This is a genomic window from Arcobacter sp. F2176 (assembly GCF_004116465.1).
Lineage (GTDB): Bacteria > Campylobacterota > Campylobacteria > Campylobacterales > Arcobacteraceae > Arcobacter > Arcobacter siniprincipis.
In genome coordinates this window covers 1-16,586 of the sequence record NZ_PDJV01000030.1, presented here as the reverse complement: position 1 = coordinate 16,586, position 16,586 = coordinate 1, and the positions used below count along the sequence as shown (strand labels likewise).

15 protein-coding genes and 1 pseudogene are annotated in these 16,586 nt (G+C 27.4%); 10 read left to right on the top strand and 6 right to left on the bottom strand.

Going from position 1 to position 16,586, the window contains the following annotated elements; translation table 11 throughout:
- Positions 1-8: 8 nt before the first annotated feature.
- Positions 9-791 carry a DNA ligase gene (locus CRU95_RS15445; RefSeq protein WP_129102018.1) on the top strand — a complete coding sequence of 261 codons (783 nt, stop codon included), beginning with the start codon at positions 9-11 and terminating at the stop codon, positions 789-791.
- Here CRU95_RS15445 and gmhB read toward each other — a convergent pair.
- The 6 genes from gmhB to ispG all read right to left on the bottom strand — a co-directional run bounded on the left by gmhB (position 775) and on the right by ispG (position 5,848).
- Positions 775-1,305, bottom strand: a complete 531-nt coding sequence (gmhB, locus tag CRU95_RS15440) for a D-glycero-beta-D-manno-heptose 1,7-bisphosphate 7-phosphatase (protein ID WP_129102016.1) — start codon at positions 1,303-1,305, stop codon at positions 775-777. The genes CRU95_RS15445 and gmhB overlap by 17 nt on opposite strands.
- 10 nt (positions 1,306-1,315) lie before the next feature.
- Entirely contained in the window at positions 1,316-1,711 is a 396-nt protein-coding gene (locus CRU95_RS15435; RefSeq protein WP_129102015.1) for a prepilin-type N-terminal cleavage/methylation domain-containing protein, read from the bottom strand.
- A gap of 66 nt (positions 1,712-1,777) precedes the next feature.
- On the bottom strand, positions 1,778-2,500 hold the full coding sequence (locus tag CRU95_RS15430) for a hypothetical protein (RefSeq protein ID WP_129102014.1): 723 nt from the start codon (positions 2,498-2,500) through the stop codon (positions 1,778-1,780).
- Positions 2,501-2,527: 27 nt separating this feature from the next.
- Positions 2,528-3,277: a 3'(2'),5'-bisphosphate nucleotidase CysQ gene (gene cysQ / locus CRU95_RS15425; RefSeq protein ID WP_129102013.1), complete on the bottom strand. Its 750-nt coding sequence runs from the start codon at positions 3,275-3,277 to the stop codon at positions 2,528-2,530.
- Between the two features lie 9 nt (positions 3,278-3,286).
- A complete protein-coding gene (locus CRU95_RS15420; protein ID WP_129102012.1) occupies positions 3,287-4,726 on the bottom strand; it encodes a replicative DNA helicase in 1,440 nt (479 codons plus the stop codon).
- A gap of 57 nt (positions 4,727-4,783) precedes the next feature.
- On the bottom strand, positions 4,784-5,848 hold the full coding sequence (ispG, locus tag CRU95_RS15415; protein ID WP_129102011.1) for a flavodoxin-dependent (E)-4-hydroxy-3-methylbut-2-enyl-diphosphate synthase: 1,065 nt from the start codon (positions 5,846-5,848) through the stop codon (positions 4,784-4,786).
- A gap of 82 nt (positions 5,849-5,930) precedes the next feature.
- Between ispG and CRU95_RS15410 the strand changes: the two genes are divergently transcribed.
- From CRU95_RS15410 to CRU95_RS15370, 9 genes and pseudogenes are all read left to right on the top strand, one after another.
- The gene (locus tag CRU95_RS15410; RefSeq protein ID WP_129102010.1) at positions 5,931-8,117 is read left to right on the top strand and encodes an ATP-binding protein; all 2,187 of its coding nucleotides are present in this window, start codon (positions 5,931-5,933) and stop codon (positions 8,115-8,117) included.
- A 63-nt stretch (positions 8,118-8,180) separates the two neighbouring features.
- Entirely contained in the window at positions 8,181-8,930 is a 750-nt protein-coding gene (locus CRU95_RS15405; protein ID WP_129102009.1) for a CvpA family protein, read from the top strand.
- A gap of 12 nt (positions 8,931-8,942) precedes the next feature.
- Positions 8,943-10,460 (top strand): lysine--tRNA ligase, encoded by a 1,518-nt coding sequence (gene lysS / locus CRU95_RS15400; RefSeq protein WP_258238738.1) that lies wholly within the window; start codon positions 8,943-8,945, stop codon positions 10,458-10,460.
- Positions 10,461-10,484: 24 nt separating this feature from the next.
- Positions 10,485-11,747: a serine hydroxymethyltransferase gene (locus tag CRU95_RS15395; RefSeq protein ID WP_129102007.1), complete on the top strand. Its 1,263-nt coding sequence runs from the start codon at positions 10,485-10,487 to the stop codon at positions 11,745-11,747.
- Between the two features lie 22 nt (positions 11,748-11,769).
- Positions 11,770-12,747, top strand: coding sequence for an SPOR domain-containing protein (locus CRU95_RS15390; RefSeq protein ID WP_129102006.1), 978 nt, complete (start codon positions 11,770-11,772; stop codon positions 12,745-12,747).
- A gap of 15 nt (positions 12,748-12,762) precedes the next feature.
- On the top strand, positions 12,763-14,172 hold the full coding sequence (locus tag CRU95_RS15385; protein WP_129102005.1) for an anthranilate synthase component I family protein: 1,410 nt from the start codon (positions 12,763-12,765) through the stop codon (positions 14,170-14,172).
- A gap of 78 nt (positions 14,173-14,250) precedes the next feature.
- The gene (locus CRU95_RS15380) at positions 14,251-15,033 is read left to right on the top strand and encodes a pyridoxine 5'-phosphate synthase (protein WP_129102004.1); all 783 of its coding nucleotides are present in this window, start codon (positions 14,251-14,253) and stop codon (positions 15,031-15,033) included.
- 5 nt (positions 15,034-15,038) lie between these two features.
- Complete coding sequence (gene pdxA / locus CRU95_RS15375; protein WP_258238737.1) at positions 15,039-15,983, top strand: 4-hydroxythreonine-4-phosphate dehydrogenase; 945 nt, start codon at positions 15,039-15,041, stop codon at positions 15,981-15,983.
- A 4-nt stretch (positions 15,984-15,987) separates the two neighbouring features.
- Positions 15,988-16,586: pseudogene (locus CRU95_RS15370) on the top strand (ATP-binding protein); the annotation flags it as partial.

Below are 16,586 nucleotides of genomic sequence, written 5' to 3'. Positions count from 1 at the left end.
TTTTTTTTATATTAATATTTATTATCACAAATATCTTTAGTCTAAATTTAGAAAAGCCCAAAATATATAAAAATCAAGAAATAAATAACTGGATTATGAGTGAAAAACTAGATGGAATAAGAGCCTATTGGGATGGAAAATCTTTATATACAAAAAATGGTAATAAAATATTTGCACCAACTTCTTTTACCAATAATTTTCCACCCTTTGAACTTGATGGTGAACTTTGGAGCAAGAGAGATGATTTTGAAAATATTCAAAGTATAGTTTTAGATAAAGTTCCAAGTTCAAAATGGAGTGAAATAACATACAATATTTTTGAAGCCCCAAATGCCAAAGGTAATTTTTATAAGCGATTAAAAAAAATTAAAGATTGGTTTGATAAAAATCCAAATATAAAAGTAAATATAATCAAACAAATACAATGCAAAAATAAAAAAGAGTTAGATGATTTTTTAGAAAAAATTGTTTTATTAAAAGGTGAAGGGGTAATAATAAAAAATCCAAACCTTGAATATGTAAACAAAAGAAGTAAAAATTCTCTAAAAGTAAAAAAGTTTTATGATGAAGAGGGAATTGTTCAAAGAATAAATTATAATAATGAAAAAATGAAAAGTTTAGAAATAAAACTAAATAATGGAATATTTTTTAATCTTGGAAATGGTTTTAGTGATAAACAAAGACTAAATCCACCAAAAATAGGAGAACAAATTACATTTAAATATTACGATTTAACAAAAAATGGTAAACCAAAATTTGCTTCATTTTTAAGAGTTAGGAAGCAGGAATAATTATATTTTTAACTTCTTTTATTGAGTCACAAACAAAATTTGCTAAGCTACTTGATTCATCAAATTCATGTCCAGATTTTACTTGAATAGTGTTTTTAATACCAGCATTCTTTGCACATAAAATATCAGAATTTTTATCCCCAATTAACCAAGAGTTTTCTAAATCAATTTTATGATTTTTTAGAATATTATCTATCATTCCAGTTTTTGGTTTTCTACAATTGCACTCTTGAGTTGGGGCATGGGGACAAAGTTCTACTTGAGAGATAGTTATACCATTTTTTACAAACTCTTTTATCATCCATGAAGTTAAACTATTAAAATCTTCTTGTGTATAATATCCTCTTCCAATACCCGATTGATTAGTTATTATAAAAAGTTTATAATCATTATCTTGTAGATATTTTAAAGTATCAAAAACACCAGTTATAAACTCAAAATCTTCAGCTTTGTATAAATAGTTTTTTTCAATGTTAATAACACCATCTCTATCTAAAAAAATTGCTTTTTGCATTATATTCCTATTATAAATCATAAATAGAAGAAGAAAGACCAGAAGCTATTATTTTTTCGCAAACACTTCCACTGTTTTCATCATTTAAAATTACATTTAATTTTTTATTTTCAATATTTACAGATACACAAGAAGTATCATCATCTTCATAAGTAGCAGTTGTACCATCTATTTCCCAAGTATTAGGGTTCAAAGTTAAAGCATCTTCAAAATTGTCAAGTTTGTCATTTACCATATAGTATGCCCTAACTGAGGATACTATTGTTGATATGTCTTTTTGAACAATTGCAGCCTCAGCATTATCTTTTGTATTTAAAAGTTTGGGAACGGCTACAGTTGAGATTATTCCTATTATAACTATTGCAAAAATTAGTTCAAGCAATGAAAAAGCTTTTGTGTTTACCATTTTCTACCTTTTAAATAATAAAATAAATTATATCATTAAATTTTTTAATTGTTTTTTAATTACTCTTTAATTATTCTTAAATGATAAATATTTAGAAATAGCATCTTTTACTTCCTTAACTTTTTCTTCATCACCTTGTAATCTATCAAAATATTTTTCTATTGGTTCATCTTTTTCAATCAATGATATTTTTGAAAAAATTTCCAAAAATACATAAAATGGAACATCATCACCTCTTTTTAAAAAATGAATTGCCCGTTGAAGAGTTACAAAAGGGTTTAAGTTTACTCTTGTCAAACCATTTTTTTTTGTAAGTACATAGTTAACAAAATCTTCTCTTACATCAGCATTATTGACTGTTATTTCAAAGTTTTTAGTATCTAAAACACACTTAAAGCCTATTTTTGTCGAATGAAAATCAAATATATCTACAATAAATTTTAAATCTTTATCTAAAAATCTTTCCCTGTATACTATTTGAACTAAATCAGTATCATAAAGATAAGTGTTTGAGTTGTTTTCATATAAAAAATATTTCCTATCTAAATTAGAACATACTCTTTTTAGTTTTTCTTTTGTAAATAAAAATATATCAATATCTCTAAAACTATCAGCTTTTATACATGACCCTGCTAAATAGAATTCGACATATTCATCTTCAAAGGAGTCGATTTTTACATTTTTAAAAAAATTTTGTAATTTGTTAACTACATTTTCTAATCTATAATCAAATTTTATTGCCAAATCATATGGTATAAAATCATAATCGTTAAAAAAATCATATTTCATTTTAACTCCTTTATAACTTATTATATATTATTTAACCACAAAATTTGGATTCAATAAATCCTTTTTATTGTAAATTAGTGGTTTTTCTACTTCAAAATTATAAGTCATTTTCCCTGCACATCTTACAATTGCATCAGCTGCTGCTGTATCCCATTCCATAGTAGGTGCAATTCTTGGATAACAATCTGCACTACCATCTGCAACTAAACATAGCTTTAATGAACTTCCCATAGAAATCATTTGTTTTTCTTTTACTGTTTCTATGTTATCAATATATGTTTGTGTTTCTTCTGACATGTGTGATTTACTTGCAACTATTATATATTTGTTATCATCTCTTTTTATAGGCAGTTTATGCATATTTTTAAAAGCACCTACTCCTTTTTTAGCACTATACATAACATCAATTACAGGAGCATAAACTACTCCTAAAACTGGTTCTTGATTATGTATCAAAGCAATATTTACAGTAAACTCTCCATTTTTTTTGACAAACTCTTTTGTTCCATCTATTGGATCAATACACCAATAATACTCCCAATCTTTTCTTTGTTCATAATCTGTTTGTTTATTCTCTTCAGACATAATTGGAATATTTGGATATAAATTTATCAAACTATTACAAATTATTTCATTTGATTTTATATCAGCCTCAGTAAGTGGAGAGTTGTCTTCTTTATACTCCACTTCAAAATCTTTTTTATAAATTTCCATTATTACTTCGCTAGCTTTTAGTGCAATATCTTTTATATCATTTAGATTTATTTTTTCTAACAAAAGGCTCTCCTAAAGAATATTTGGAATATCAATATTTGTCTCTTTTTGATTATCTGCAACTGTTTCAAAAACAACTTCAATAGGTGCTTCACCTCTATGTTCTTTATCTACAAATTTTGTTAAAGCTTTATGGAAATCAAGTCTTACTGTTCCAATTGGTCCATTTCTTTGTTTACCTATGATTACCTCAGCTTCTTCTACTGGCTTATTTGTAAAGGTTGATTTATAATCTTCACCTTTATCTTTTGCCTCTTTTTCTTTTCTAGCTTCATCTCTTTCTTTATATACATCATCCCTATAAACAAACATAATAATATCGGCATCTTGCTCAATAGAACCAGACTCTCTTAAGTCACTTAACATTGGTCTTTTGTCAGGTCTATTTTCAAGTCCCCTATTTAGCTGAGAAAGGGCAATAATTGGTATTTTCATCTCTCTTGCCAACATTTTAAGTCCCCTTGAAATATCAGAAACTTCTTGGTGTCTATCTTTATTTCCAGTTCCTTGCATAAGTTGTAAATAATCGATAATTACTAAAGAGATATTATTATCTTTATTTTGAGCTAATTTTCGCACTCTTGCTCGAAGTTGATTAATATTTACACTTCCCCCATCATCAACAAAAAGTCTTTTTTTATTTAAGTCCTCAAAAGCACCACTTAAATTTGACCATTGAGCATCATCTAAATCACCTTTTCTAAGATTTTGTAAAGGAATTGAAGTCTTAGCAGCTAACATTCTTAGCATTAATTGTTCTGCTGGCATTTCAAGTGAGAAAAAAATCACTCCTCTATTTGCTTCAACATTTTTAAGTGCCATATTTAAAACTAAAGCCGTTTTCCCCATAGCTGGCCTTGCTGCAATAATAATTAAATCCCCATCATTAAAACCTGTTGTTTTTTTATCCAATTCATAAAAACCTGTAGTTTCACCAATAAGGTGTTTTCCACCAAGTTCTTTCATTCTTTTTATATATGACAAGGTATCATCAGTGATTACATGTATATCTTTAAGTTCTGTTGAGGCTGAATCAGTAGTGATTTTATAAAGTGCATTTTGTACAGTATCAACAGCTTCTGTTGCTGCGATATCATCTTCTATTGCAACTTTTTTTATTGTAGTTGCTAAAGTTGCAAGTTCTCTTTTTACACTTGCATCTTTTATCTCTCTTGTATATGCTAAGGTATTTGTGATTGGATTTGCAGAAAGTATCTCTATTAAAATATCATCATCAACATCTTTTGAATTTACTCTTCTTCGAATAAACTCTTCATCTATTGGCATATCTTCATTATGGAGTTTTTCCATAACTGCAAAGATTTTCTGATGAGCAGGAAGATAGAAGTCTTTTGGTTTTAGAACGCCTAAAACATCTTCTATCTCATCGGGATTAAATAAAATCGAACTTAATACTGCTCGTTCTATGTTTAAACTATAAATACTATCCATTATTTCTCCAATTAAAGGATAATATTTTAGCTAAGAATAGATTATTGTTTTGTTAATTTACTCTTTTTGGTTTTCTACTTCTTTTTCAACCTCTTCTAAAAATCTTTCAAGAAGTTCTTCTGTTGGAAGTTTAGCAATGGTTTCACCTTTTTTTATAATCAAACCACTACCTTTTCCATAGGCAATTGCAACATCTGCACTTTTTGCTTCACCTAAAGCATTTACTACACATCCCATAACTGAAACATTTAGTGGAGTTCTTATATGTTTTGTTCTCTCTTCCACTTGTGCTACTGCTGTTACTAAATCAGCTTCTATTCTTCCACAAGTTGGACACGAAATAATATTTAATCCTTCTTTTGTAAGACCTGCATCTTTTAAAATTGCTCGCCCCACTTCTATTTCTTTTTCTAATTCACCAGTTATTGAAATACGCATAGTATCTCCAATACCATCAAGTAATAAACTTCCTAATGCAATTGAAGATTTTATAGTTGAATGAAATAGCGTTCCAGCTTCTGTAACTCCTAAATGAAAAGGATAATTATTCATAGGTCTTAAGTTTCTATAGGCTTGAACCGTTCTTTGAACATCACTAGCTTTTAGTGAAACTTTTATATCTGTAAATCCTAAGTCTTCTAAAAATTTGATATTATAATCAGCACTTGCTACCATGCCTTCTGGTGTTTGTCCATACTTATTTTCAAACTCTTTTTCTAGTGAGCCACAATTAACACCAATCCTTATTGGTAAGTTTCTATTTTGACAAGCTTTAACAACTTCTTTTACTCTATCTTTACTACCAATATTACCTGGATTTAATCTTATACAATCCACAGATTCTGCAGCAATAAGTGCTAATTTATAATTAAAATGAATATCAGCAACTAAAGGTAAAGAGCTTTGTTCTTTGATGCTTTTTAATGCTAATGCTGCTTCCATATCAGGAACAGCAACTCTTACTATATCTGCACCTGCAAAATGCAATAGTTTTATTTGCTCAACAGTAGCTTGTATATCTGATGTTTTTGTATATGTCATTGATTGTACAGAGATTGGTGCATCACCACCAATAGCAACATTACCAACGAATATTTTTTTTGTAGGGTATCTTTTTATCATGTCAGGATTGTAGCAAAAAAAAATAAATTTTCAAATAAATATTTCTTTTAATATTTTATATAAGTAAGGATATAATAAATACATGAATAAAAAAACTTTAACTATTTACATTGTCTTATTTTTAATAATAATTTTTACTTTTGTTTTTATCTCTTATAACTACTTAAAAAACCATGAAAAAGAGTTATTAAATAATAAATTCAATATTTTATCAACCCAAATTAATAAAAATATTAATTTTTTAATTGAAGATAAAAAAACAGCTACTTTGTCTCTTGCAATTGCAACATCAAAATTTGAAAATATAAAAAATGCATTTATAACAAAAGATATACAGAATTTAGATTTATCTACCTTTTCTAAAGAACTTGGGATTAATACAAGTTTTAAAAATATTTGGTTTATGCTTATAGATAAAAATGGAAAAAGTATTTATAGAAGTTGGACTGAACACAAAAATGATACTTTAATATTTAGAAAAGGCATTAAAGATCTACTAAAAAATCCAAAAATTACAACTACAATTAGTGTTGGTCGGTATGATATGACTTTCCATTCAATAATACCAATATATGATAAAAAAGAGTTTCTTGGAATATTTGAAGTCATTACACACTTCAATTCTATTGCAAAAGATATTAATAAATCTGATACACATAGTCTTATCTTGGCAGATAAAAAGTATTTTGATTCTTTAAAATACCCTTTTACTAATAACTTTTTGGGTGAATATTATATTTCAAATTTAGGTGCAAAAGATTATTTAATAAACTTAATAAAAAAAATAGGAATAGAAAAAGTACTAAAAACAAATAACTACATAATAGTTGACAACAAATTTATAGGTACTTATAAAATAAAAGATTTGCAGAAAGAGACTATTGGCTATATTATTTTTTCAAAAGACCTAAAAGATATAGATATGTCTAATATAAGCAAATTTAAAACTAACTTTATAACTAATGCTATTTCTTTACTTGTTTTTTTAACTTTTGTTTTAAGTTTGATTTTCTATTATATTTTTTCAAGAAAAGTTATTATAGAAAAGAAAAAAGCACAACAAATACTTGATTCACAACAAAATATTATTATTTTAACTGATGGAGAAATTTTAAACAATGCAAATAAACAATTTCTAAACTTCTTTAATCAGTACACATCTATTGAAGAATTTAAATTAGAGCATAGATGTATATGTGAAATGTTTATAGACCTTAATGACGAAAATTATGTAGTAGATAAAGACTATAATGGTAAAAATTGGGCACAATTTATTTTAGAAAATCCAAAAAGAAATTTAAAAGCTGCCATGAAAAAAGATGGAGAAATTAAGCACTTTTTATTAAATGTAAGTCTAAATTTGTTTAGTGGAGAAAAAATACCTTATATTGTTGTTACACTAACAGATATTACTTTGGATATAAAACAAAAATCTGAATTAAAAATTTTAAATGATAATTTAGAAATTTTAGTTGAAGAAAAGACAAAAGAGCTAAAAAATCTAAATGAATCACTTGAAGTAAGAATAAAAGATGAGATTTTAAAAAACAAAAAGAAAGATGAAATACTTTTTCAACATAATAAAATGATAGCAATGGGAGAGATGATAAATAACATAGCTCATCAATGGAGACAGCCTCTTAGTGCAATATCCTCTTCTGCTAGTTCAATATTATTAAAAAAAGAGATGAATAGTTTAGATGATGAAAGTTTAGACTTCTTGTGTTCTCATATAGTTGAAAGTTCAAAATTTTTATCAAAAACAATAGAAGACTTTAGAATATTTTACAAAGAAGATGAAAAAGAAGAAGAGTTCTTATTAAAAGACATAATTAATCAAAATATAAAAATAGTTACAAATAAATTAGAAGATGAACATATAGAAGTTGTAAGTAATATTGATGATAAAATAAAAATATTTGCGTCTAAAGAACAATTTCAACAAGCTATTTTAAATATAATAAATAATGCTATTGAAGCTTTAGTTGAAAATAAAAAAGAACAAAGATATATTTTTATTACAACTTTTGAAAACACTTTATCAATAAAAGATAATGCAAATGGCATAAATAAAGATATTATAGAGCATATCTTTGAGCCTTACTTTACAACCAAACACAAAAGTCAAGGAAGAGGTATCGGATTATATATGACAAAAACTATTTTAGAAAAAAATATGCATTTAAAACTAGATATAGAAAATAAAGCTTTTACTTACAAAGAAAAAGAATATTTTGGTGCAAATTTTATTATAGATTTCAACAAATAAACCATTAACTTTTCTTTTAACTATTTTCGATATAATTGCCAAATATTATATAAAAGGAACCAAATGCAAGAGTTTTCTACTTTTGACATGATTATTGTTGGGATTTCAGTAGTATTAGGACTTAAAGGTCTTTTTAAAGGTTTTATAAAAGAAGTTTTCGGACTTGTGGGTATTATTGGGGGTATTTTTATAGCTTCAAGATTATCAGAAACAGTTGGAAACCTTATTAAGCCATTAATTGGAATTGATAGTAATGCTACATTATCATTAATCGGATTTGTTGTTACTTTAATTGGATTTTGGATTTTAGTTTATATTGCAGGTTCAATCTTAAGTAAAATGAGTGAAATGAGCGGACTTGGTGCACTAAATAGACTGTTTGGATTTGTTTTTGGTACAGCTAAGATATTTTTAATTATTTCAGTGATTTTTTATGCTTTATATCAAATTCAATCATTTAAAGCATCATTAGATAAAAAACTTGCAAATTCAACAGTTTTCCCTCTTTTAGTAGAAACAGGTGGATTTATAGTTAAGCTTGATACTTCTAAATTTTTACCAAGTAATGAAGAAGTAACAAAAGAAGAGCCAGTAGTTGAAACTACTAAAGAAAATAAAGATGAAACAAAAAAAGATGTAGAATCTGGAACAAATATTGATAAAGAAGAAGTAAAACCTGAAGCAACTCCTAAAAAAGAGACTTTAGGTGATAAAATTATTCAATCAACAAGTGATGCAGTACAAAAAGTAAAAGAGACTGGAACAGAGATAATAAAAGATACTCTTACAAAACCAGCAAATGAAGAGAAATAAAGGACTTATATATTGTTTGAAAATACATACATACAACAAAGAATTGAAAAAGCAAATAACTTAAGAGAACTTGGTGTAAATCCTTATGCTAATGAATCAAAAAGAAATACAACTATTGCAAAATACTTAAATGTAAACAGCGATATTTTTCAAAAAGAAGATAAAAGAGAAAAGAAAAGACACTATATAGTAAGTGGTAGAATTAAATTTTTTAGACTTATGGGAAAAGCATCTTTTCTAAAAATAGAAGATGAAAGTGGAATGTTGCAACTTTATCTTGCAAGAGATAATTTACCAGAAGGTTTTTACAACGATGTATTTAAAAAGAATATTGAAGTTGGAGATATTATTGAAGTTGGTGGATATCCTTTTGTAACAGGTCAAGGTGAATTATCACTACATGTGGATAGTGTTCAAATACTTACAAAAGCAATTTCTCCACTACCTGAAAAATACCATGGTATTCAAGATAAAGAGTCAAGATATAGACAAAGATATTTAGATTTAATTATGAATAGCGAAGTAAGAAAAACTTTTCATATAAGAAGTAAAGTTATTAGTCTTACAAGAAGATTCTTTGAATCAAAAGGTTTTTTAGAAGTTGAAACTCCTATGATGCATCCAATTGCAGGTGGGGCAAATGCTAAACCATTTACTACTCATCACAATGCATTAGGTGTTGATAGGTTTTTAAGAATTGCACCTGAGTTATATTTAAAAAGATTAATCGTGGGTGGATTTGAAGCTGTATTTGAAATAAATAGAAACTTCAGAAATGAAGGAATGGATGCAACACATAATCCAGAATTCACTTCTATAGAATTTTATTGGGCTTATAAAACACATAAAGATTTAATAGCCCTTACAAAAGAGTATTTTGAATACTTGTTTGAAAACTTAGATTTACCAACAAACTTACCATATGGTGATTTTGAAATTGATTTTAATAAATTTTCTGAAATTCCATTAATCCAATCACTTTATGAAATTGGTGGAGTTCCTCAAGATATAGTTGAAGATAAAGATAAAATTATTACATTTATGAGAGAAAATAGACTTGAAGTAAATGAAAATATGAATATTGGCCAACTTCAAGGTGAACTTTTTGATGAATATGTTGAAGAAAAATTGATTAACCCAACATTTATAACAGAATATCCAGTTGAAATTTCTCCTTTAGCAAGAAGAAATGATAAGAAACCACATTTAACAGATAGATTTGAGTTATTTATAGCTGGAAAAGAAATAGCAAATGCTTTTTCAGAGTTAAATGATCCTTTAGATCAACTGGGCCGGTTTGAAGCTCAAATGGCTGCTAAAGATTCAGGTGATGATGAAGCACATGAGATGGATGAAGACTTTGTTAACGCACTATCTTATGGAATGGCTCCTACTGCAGGAGAAGGTATAGGTATTGATAGACTTGTTATGATGTTAACAAATCAACATAGTATTAGAGATGTATTACTATTTCCAGCAATGAAACCAGTTAAACAAGAAATAGATTTACATTCAGAAGACCAACAATAAAATAATAAATCAGGAGAATTAAAAATGAGTTATATTAGTAATAATAGTTTAGAGCAAGCAGATAAAGAGATTTTTGATATTTTAGAAAATGAGTTAGACAGACAAACTACACACTTAGAGATGATTGCAAGTGAAAACTTTACAAGCCCAGCTGTAATGCAAACTATGGGTTCAGTATTTACAAACAAATATGCAGAAGGTTATCCTTATAAAAGATATTATGGAGGATGTGAATTTGCTGATAAAGCTGAACAATTAGCAATTGATAGAGCTTGTGAGATTTTTGGTTGTAAATTTGCAAATGTTCAACCACATTCAGGAAGTCAAGCAAATGGTGCTGTTTATGCAGCATTAATAAATGCTGGTGATAGAATTTTAGGTATGGATTTATCTCATGGTGGACATTTAACACACGGTTCTAAACCTTCATTTTCAGGGAAAAACTATTCTGCATTTTATTATGGTGTAGAACTTGATGGTAGAATTAATTATGACAAAGTTATGGAAATAGCAAAAATCACACAACCAAAAATTATTGTTTGTGGTGCTAGTGCATATGCAAGAGAACTTGACTTTGCTAAATTTAGAGAAATAGCTGATGCAGTTGGTGCAATTTTATTTGCAGATATTGCTCATATTGCTGGTTTAGTTGCTGCTGGTGAACATCCATCACCTTTTCCTCATGCACATGTTGTAACAACAACTACACATAAAACATTAAGAGGACCAAGAGGTGGACTTATTTTGACAGATGATGAAGAGATTTCTAAAAAAATTAATTCTGCAATTTTCCCAGGTATTCAAGGGGGACCTTTAGTTCATGTTATTGCTGCAAAAGCTGTTGCATTTAAAGAAATACTTGATCCTTCTTGGAAAGATTATGCAAAACAAGTTAAAGCAAATATAAAAGTTTTAGCTGATGTATTAATGAAAAGAGGATATGATTTAGTAAGTGATGGAACAGATAACCATCTAGTTTTAGTATCATTTTTAAATAAACCATTTAGTGGTAAAGATGCAGATGCTGCTTTAGGAAATGCAGGGATTACTGTAAATAAAAATACAGTTCCAGGAGAAACTAGAAGTCCTTTTGTTACAAGTGGTGTTAGAATAGGAAGTCCAGCACTTACAAGTAGAGGTATGAAAGAAAAAGAGTTTGAAATTATTGCAAATAAAATTTGTGATGTTTTAGATGATATTGAGAATACCCAATTACAAGCAAAAATTAAAAAAGAGTTAGAAGAATTAGCTAAAAATTTCGTTATTTATACTAGTTCTACATATTAATAAATAATAATAAAGGCTTATTATGGAAATAAAAGGCGAAGATTTTATAAAAAATGTTCAAATAAAAAGGGAACAAACAGAATTAGAGGAGAGATTGATGGAACTAGAGTCACAAGCTAAAAACATAAATTCTTCTTCGAAGAACCCATATGAACAAAATAATCCTTATGCAAGTAATGATAATTTTACTTATGAAGAAGAAGTTAATAAAACAGAATCTGAGTTAGATGATATTTTATTGGGAGCTAATAATTCTTCACAAAATAAAGACAATAAAAAGAAATATATTGTCTTAGGATTAGTTTTAGCAGTTTTATTTTTGATAACGATTATAATCTTTCGTCTTTTAGATAACCAAACTAAAGTAGAAGATGATTCATTAACAAAAAAAGAGACAATTGAACAAGACAAACCTTTAAATGACAATATTGAACAACAGTATCAAAAAATAGTAAATGAAAAATTAAAAAGCATTGAAGATTTAAATAACAAAACTGAAAAGCAAAATAAAGATATAACAGAAGCAATGGATCTTAATAATATCCAAAAAGAAGAGAAAAAAATCTCTTTACCAGAGCCTTCGCAAAACGATATTGAAAAAGCAAAAGAGTTAAAAAAAGATATCTTCAATGTAGAATCAAAAACGGTAGAAAAAGAAATAGAAAAACCAAAACCAATTGTTAAAAAGCCAGTTGTTAAAAAAGTAGTGGCTAAACCTACTCCTAAACCAGTTGTTAAAACTACAAAGAAAATTTTAACAAATGAACCAAATGGTACTTTTATTCAAGTAGGAGCATTTTCGAGAAATATAGATAAAAAATATATGGATAATCTTAGAACTAGTAATCTTAAATATGTATTTTATAAAGTAAATGTAAAAGGTACGACTTTTACAAAAGTATTAGTAGGCCCATATAATTCAAGAAGCGATGCAATCAATAATATGAATAGTGTTAAATCAAAACTTAAAATCGATAGCGCTTTTATCTTAAAATTTTAATGAAGGTCTAAATTTATGCAGATTTTTTCAAAAGAACTTTTTTTAGACCAATTTACACCTGTTTCAATTTATAAAAAAGTAAAGGACATTTATAAAGATGAAATTACTTTTTTATTTGAAAGTACTATCAATTCAAGTGATGGTAACTACTCTTATATTTTAGTTGGTGCAAGAGAGCGAGTATGGCATGAAAATTCAAAAACATTTTTCAAAAATGAAAAAGCTGAAATAAAAGAAGTAGATTCAAATCCACTTAAATTTTTAAAAGAGTATTACAAAAACTTTGACAAAAAGTTTTATAAACAAAAATCATTAGAGTTAGGGATTGGATTAATTGATGGGTTTATTGGAAATGTTGGTTATGATATTGGTAAAGAGTTTGAACCAGTTTTAAAACCATTTATGGATCCATTGATTGATGAATTAAATATTCCAGATTTGGACTTAATACGACCAAAAATTATTTTAGGGTTTTCGCATAAAACTTCTAAACTTGTAATTGTTACAAGTTGTGAAAAATATAAAAATGATTTAGAAATTATTGAAAAAAATCTATTTACTCCTTATGAATTCTTACCATTAAAAAAAGCTGAACTTTTGGATGAGGGGAAATTCAACTATACAAAAGAACAATTTTTTGAAATGGTATCAAAATCAAAAGAGATGATAAGAAGTGGTGATGTTTTTCAAATACTTATGTCAAATAGATTTACTCAAAAAGCTATTGTTGACCACTTAAGTTTTTATAGGGCATTAAGAAGTAAAAATCCTAGCCCTTATCTTTTTTTACTTGAATTTGAAAATTTTTCTATTGCAGGAAGTTCTCCTGAAGTTATGATTAGACTTCTTGATGGGCATATACTTTTAAGACCAATTGCGGGTACTAGAAAAAGAGGTAAAACCATAGACAAAGATTTGGAAATGGAGAATGAACTTCTTTCTGATATAAAAGAGAGAGCGGAACATATTATGCTAATCGACCTTGGAAGAAATGATGTGGGGAGATGTGCAAAACCTGGAACTGTAAAAGTAACTGATTTGATGAGAGTAGAAAGATATTCTCATGTAATGCACATGGTAACTGATGTGGAAGCAGTTATTGATGATAAATATGACATGTTTGACCTTTTTGCAGCTACTTTTACAGCAGGAACAATGACAGGAGCTCCAAAAATAAGAGCAATGGAATTAATTGCGCAATATGAAGGAATTAAAAGAAACTTCTATTCTGGAAGTATTGCTTATTTTGGTTTTGATGGAAATATGGATAGTGCAATTACTATTAGAAGTACAATGCTTACAAAAGATAAAGTAATATTCCAAGCAGGAGCAGGAGTAGTTGCAGATTCAGTTCCAGAATTAGAGTATTTAGAAGTTCAGAATAAACTTGCTGCTAATATTGCAACACTAAAAGACTTATCTTAAAATATTAAAAGATTTATCTTAATTAATATTGGATATGATGTTATTTTAAAATAACTACCAATATTAAAAGGATAAATTTTGCTACTTGGCGTAAACATAGATCATATTGCTGTATTAAGAGAAGCCAGAAAAATAAATGACCCAAACCCACTTGATGCCCTAGGAATTTGTAAATTAGCAGGGGCTGAACAAATCACAATCCATTTAAGAGAAGATAGACGACATATTCATGATAATGATGCAAAAAATATTATTAAATTATCAACTCTTCCAGTTAATTTAGAGTGTTCAATTAATGAAAAAATCATAGATATTGCATGTAAATTTAAACCTTCTCGTGTAACACTTGTTCCTGAAAATAGACAAGAGGTTACAACTGAAGGTGGTTTAGATTTAAAATCAAACTTTGAAAAAATAAAAAATGCTGTTAATAAACTTCATGAAAATGAGATTGAAGTTTCACTTTTTATAGATCCTACAAAAGATATGATAGAGTTATCGCAACAACTACAAGTTGAATGGTGTGAGCTTCATACTGGAACTTTTGCAAATGTATATGCAATGTTACATGGGAACTTACATAATACACACCATAGTATCAAAGAGTTAGAATTGCCAAGGGAAGATTTAAAAAAACTACTAACAAAAGCAAGAAAAGAGATTAAAAAAGCTTCAATATTTGCCAAAGAGTTAAATTTGAAAGTTGCTGCGGGACATGGTCTTAATTATCAAAATGTAACGATGATTTCAAGAATAAAACAAATAAGTGAATTAAATATTGGACAAAGCATAATAGCAAGATCAGTTTTTACTGGCTTAAAAGATGCAATTATTGAGATGAAAAATCTTATCAAGGATTAAGAAGTATGACAAAAGTAACTAACGCAGAAATTGGTAAAAAAAAAGTTGCAATATCAATTGGAGACCTAAATGGTATTGGACTACAAATTGCTTTAGAAGCACATGAAAAAATAAAAAAATACTGTTCTCCAGTTTATTGTATAAATAGGGATATATTAAAAGATGGTGCTAAGCTATTAAATCTTGACATTCCAAAAGACTTCGAACTTGAAAAAGTAAAAGGAAAATTTGTAATTAGACCAGGAATCGTAGCAAAAGATGCAGGTGCTTATTCATTTGATTCTTTTACAACAGCAATTAAACTAGCTTCAAAGAAAAAAGTTGATGCAATAGTAACCTTACCTATAAATAAAGAGTCTTGGAATAGAGCAAAAATTCACTACAAAGGTCATACTGAAGTTCTAAGGGACTATTTTGGTAAAGATGCAATTATGATGCTTGGATGTTCTAAATTATTTGTAGCTTTGTATACAGAACATATTGCACTTAGAAAAGTAGCAAAAAAAATAGAAGAAGAAAAAATCACTAAATTTTTATTAGATTTTTATGCGAATGTAAAGCAAGACAATATCGCAGTACTAGGCCTTAATCCACATGCAAGTGATAATGGGGTTTTAGGTGATGAAGAAGTTGAGATTATAAAAGCTATAAAAAAAGCAAATAAAGAAATAGGAAAAAATATCTTTAAAGGTCCATTAGTACCTGATACTGCATTTTCTCCAATGAACAGAAAATATTACCAATACTATGTTTGTATGTATCATGACCAAGGATTAATTCCTTTAAAATCTTTATACTTTGAACAAAGTATAAATGTAAGTTTAAATATTCCAATTATTAGAACCTCTGTAGATCATGGAACTGCATTTGACATAGCTTATAAGAACTCTAAAGTATCTTTAAAAAGTTATATAAATGCAGTAAAAGAAGCTATTAATTTAAGTAACTAATCACATGAGAATTTTAGATGCTTGTTATGAGTTAGAATTTAATAAAATAAATTTTCAAGAAAGAAAAGAAAAAATAACGCATCCTAAAACTATTGTATGTGGCCCACCAAAAACTGGAAAAAGTTATCTGATTTATGACTATTTGTCAAACTTTAATAGCCAAGAGTATTTATATATAAATCTAAATGATTTTAGAAACCACAAAGATGAAATTATTTTATTTTTAGATGATTTTATAAAAGAGAAAAAAATCAAAATTTTAGTTTTAGAAAACTTTGATTTTGATTTTGAGCTTCCCGAAGTACAAAGTACTTTAATCACAAGTTCAAATTACAAAGAGATAAAAGGATTCAAAACAATTTTTGTTCATGGTTTAGATTTTGAAGAATATTTATTACATGATAACAAATACCAAAATTCAATTACATCTTTCAATCATTTTTTAAAATATGGTAATTTACCTGAAATGATTGTAATTGATGAGAATAAAAGAGTAAATAGATTACAAGAAATCATTAAACTTTTTTGTAAAGACGCTACTGAAGTAGAAATTTTGAAACTACTTTCTTCATCTATTGATGAAAATAAATCAATAAATCCATT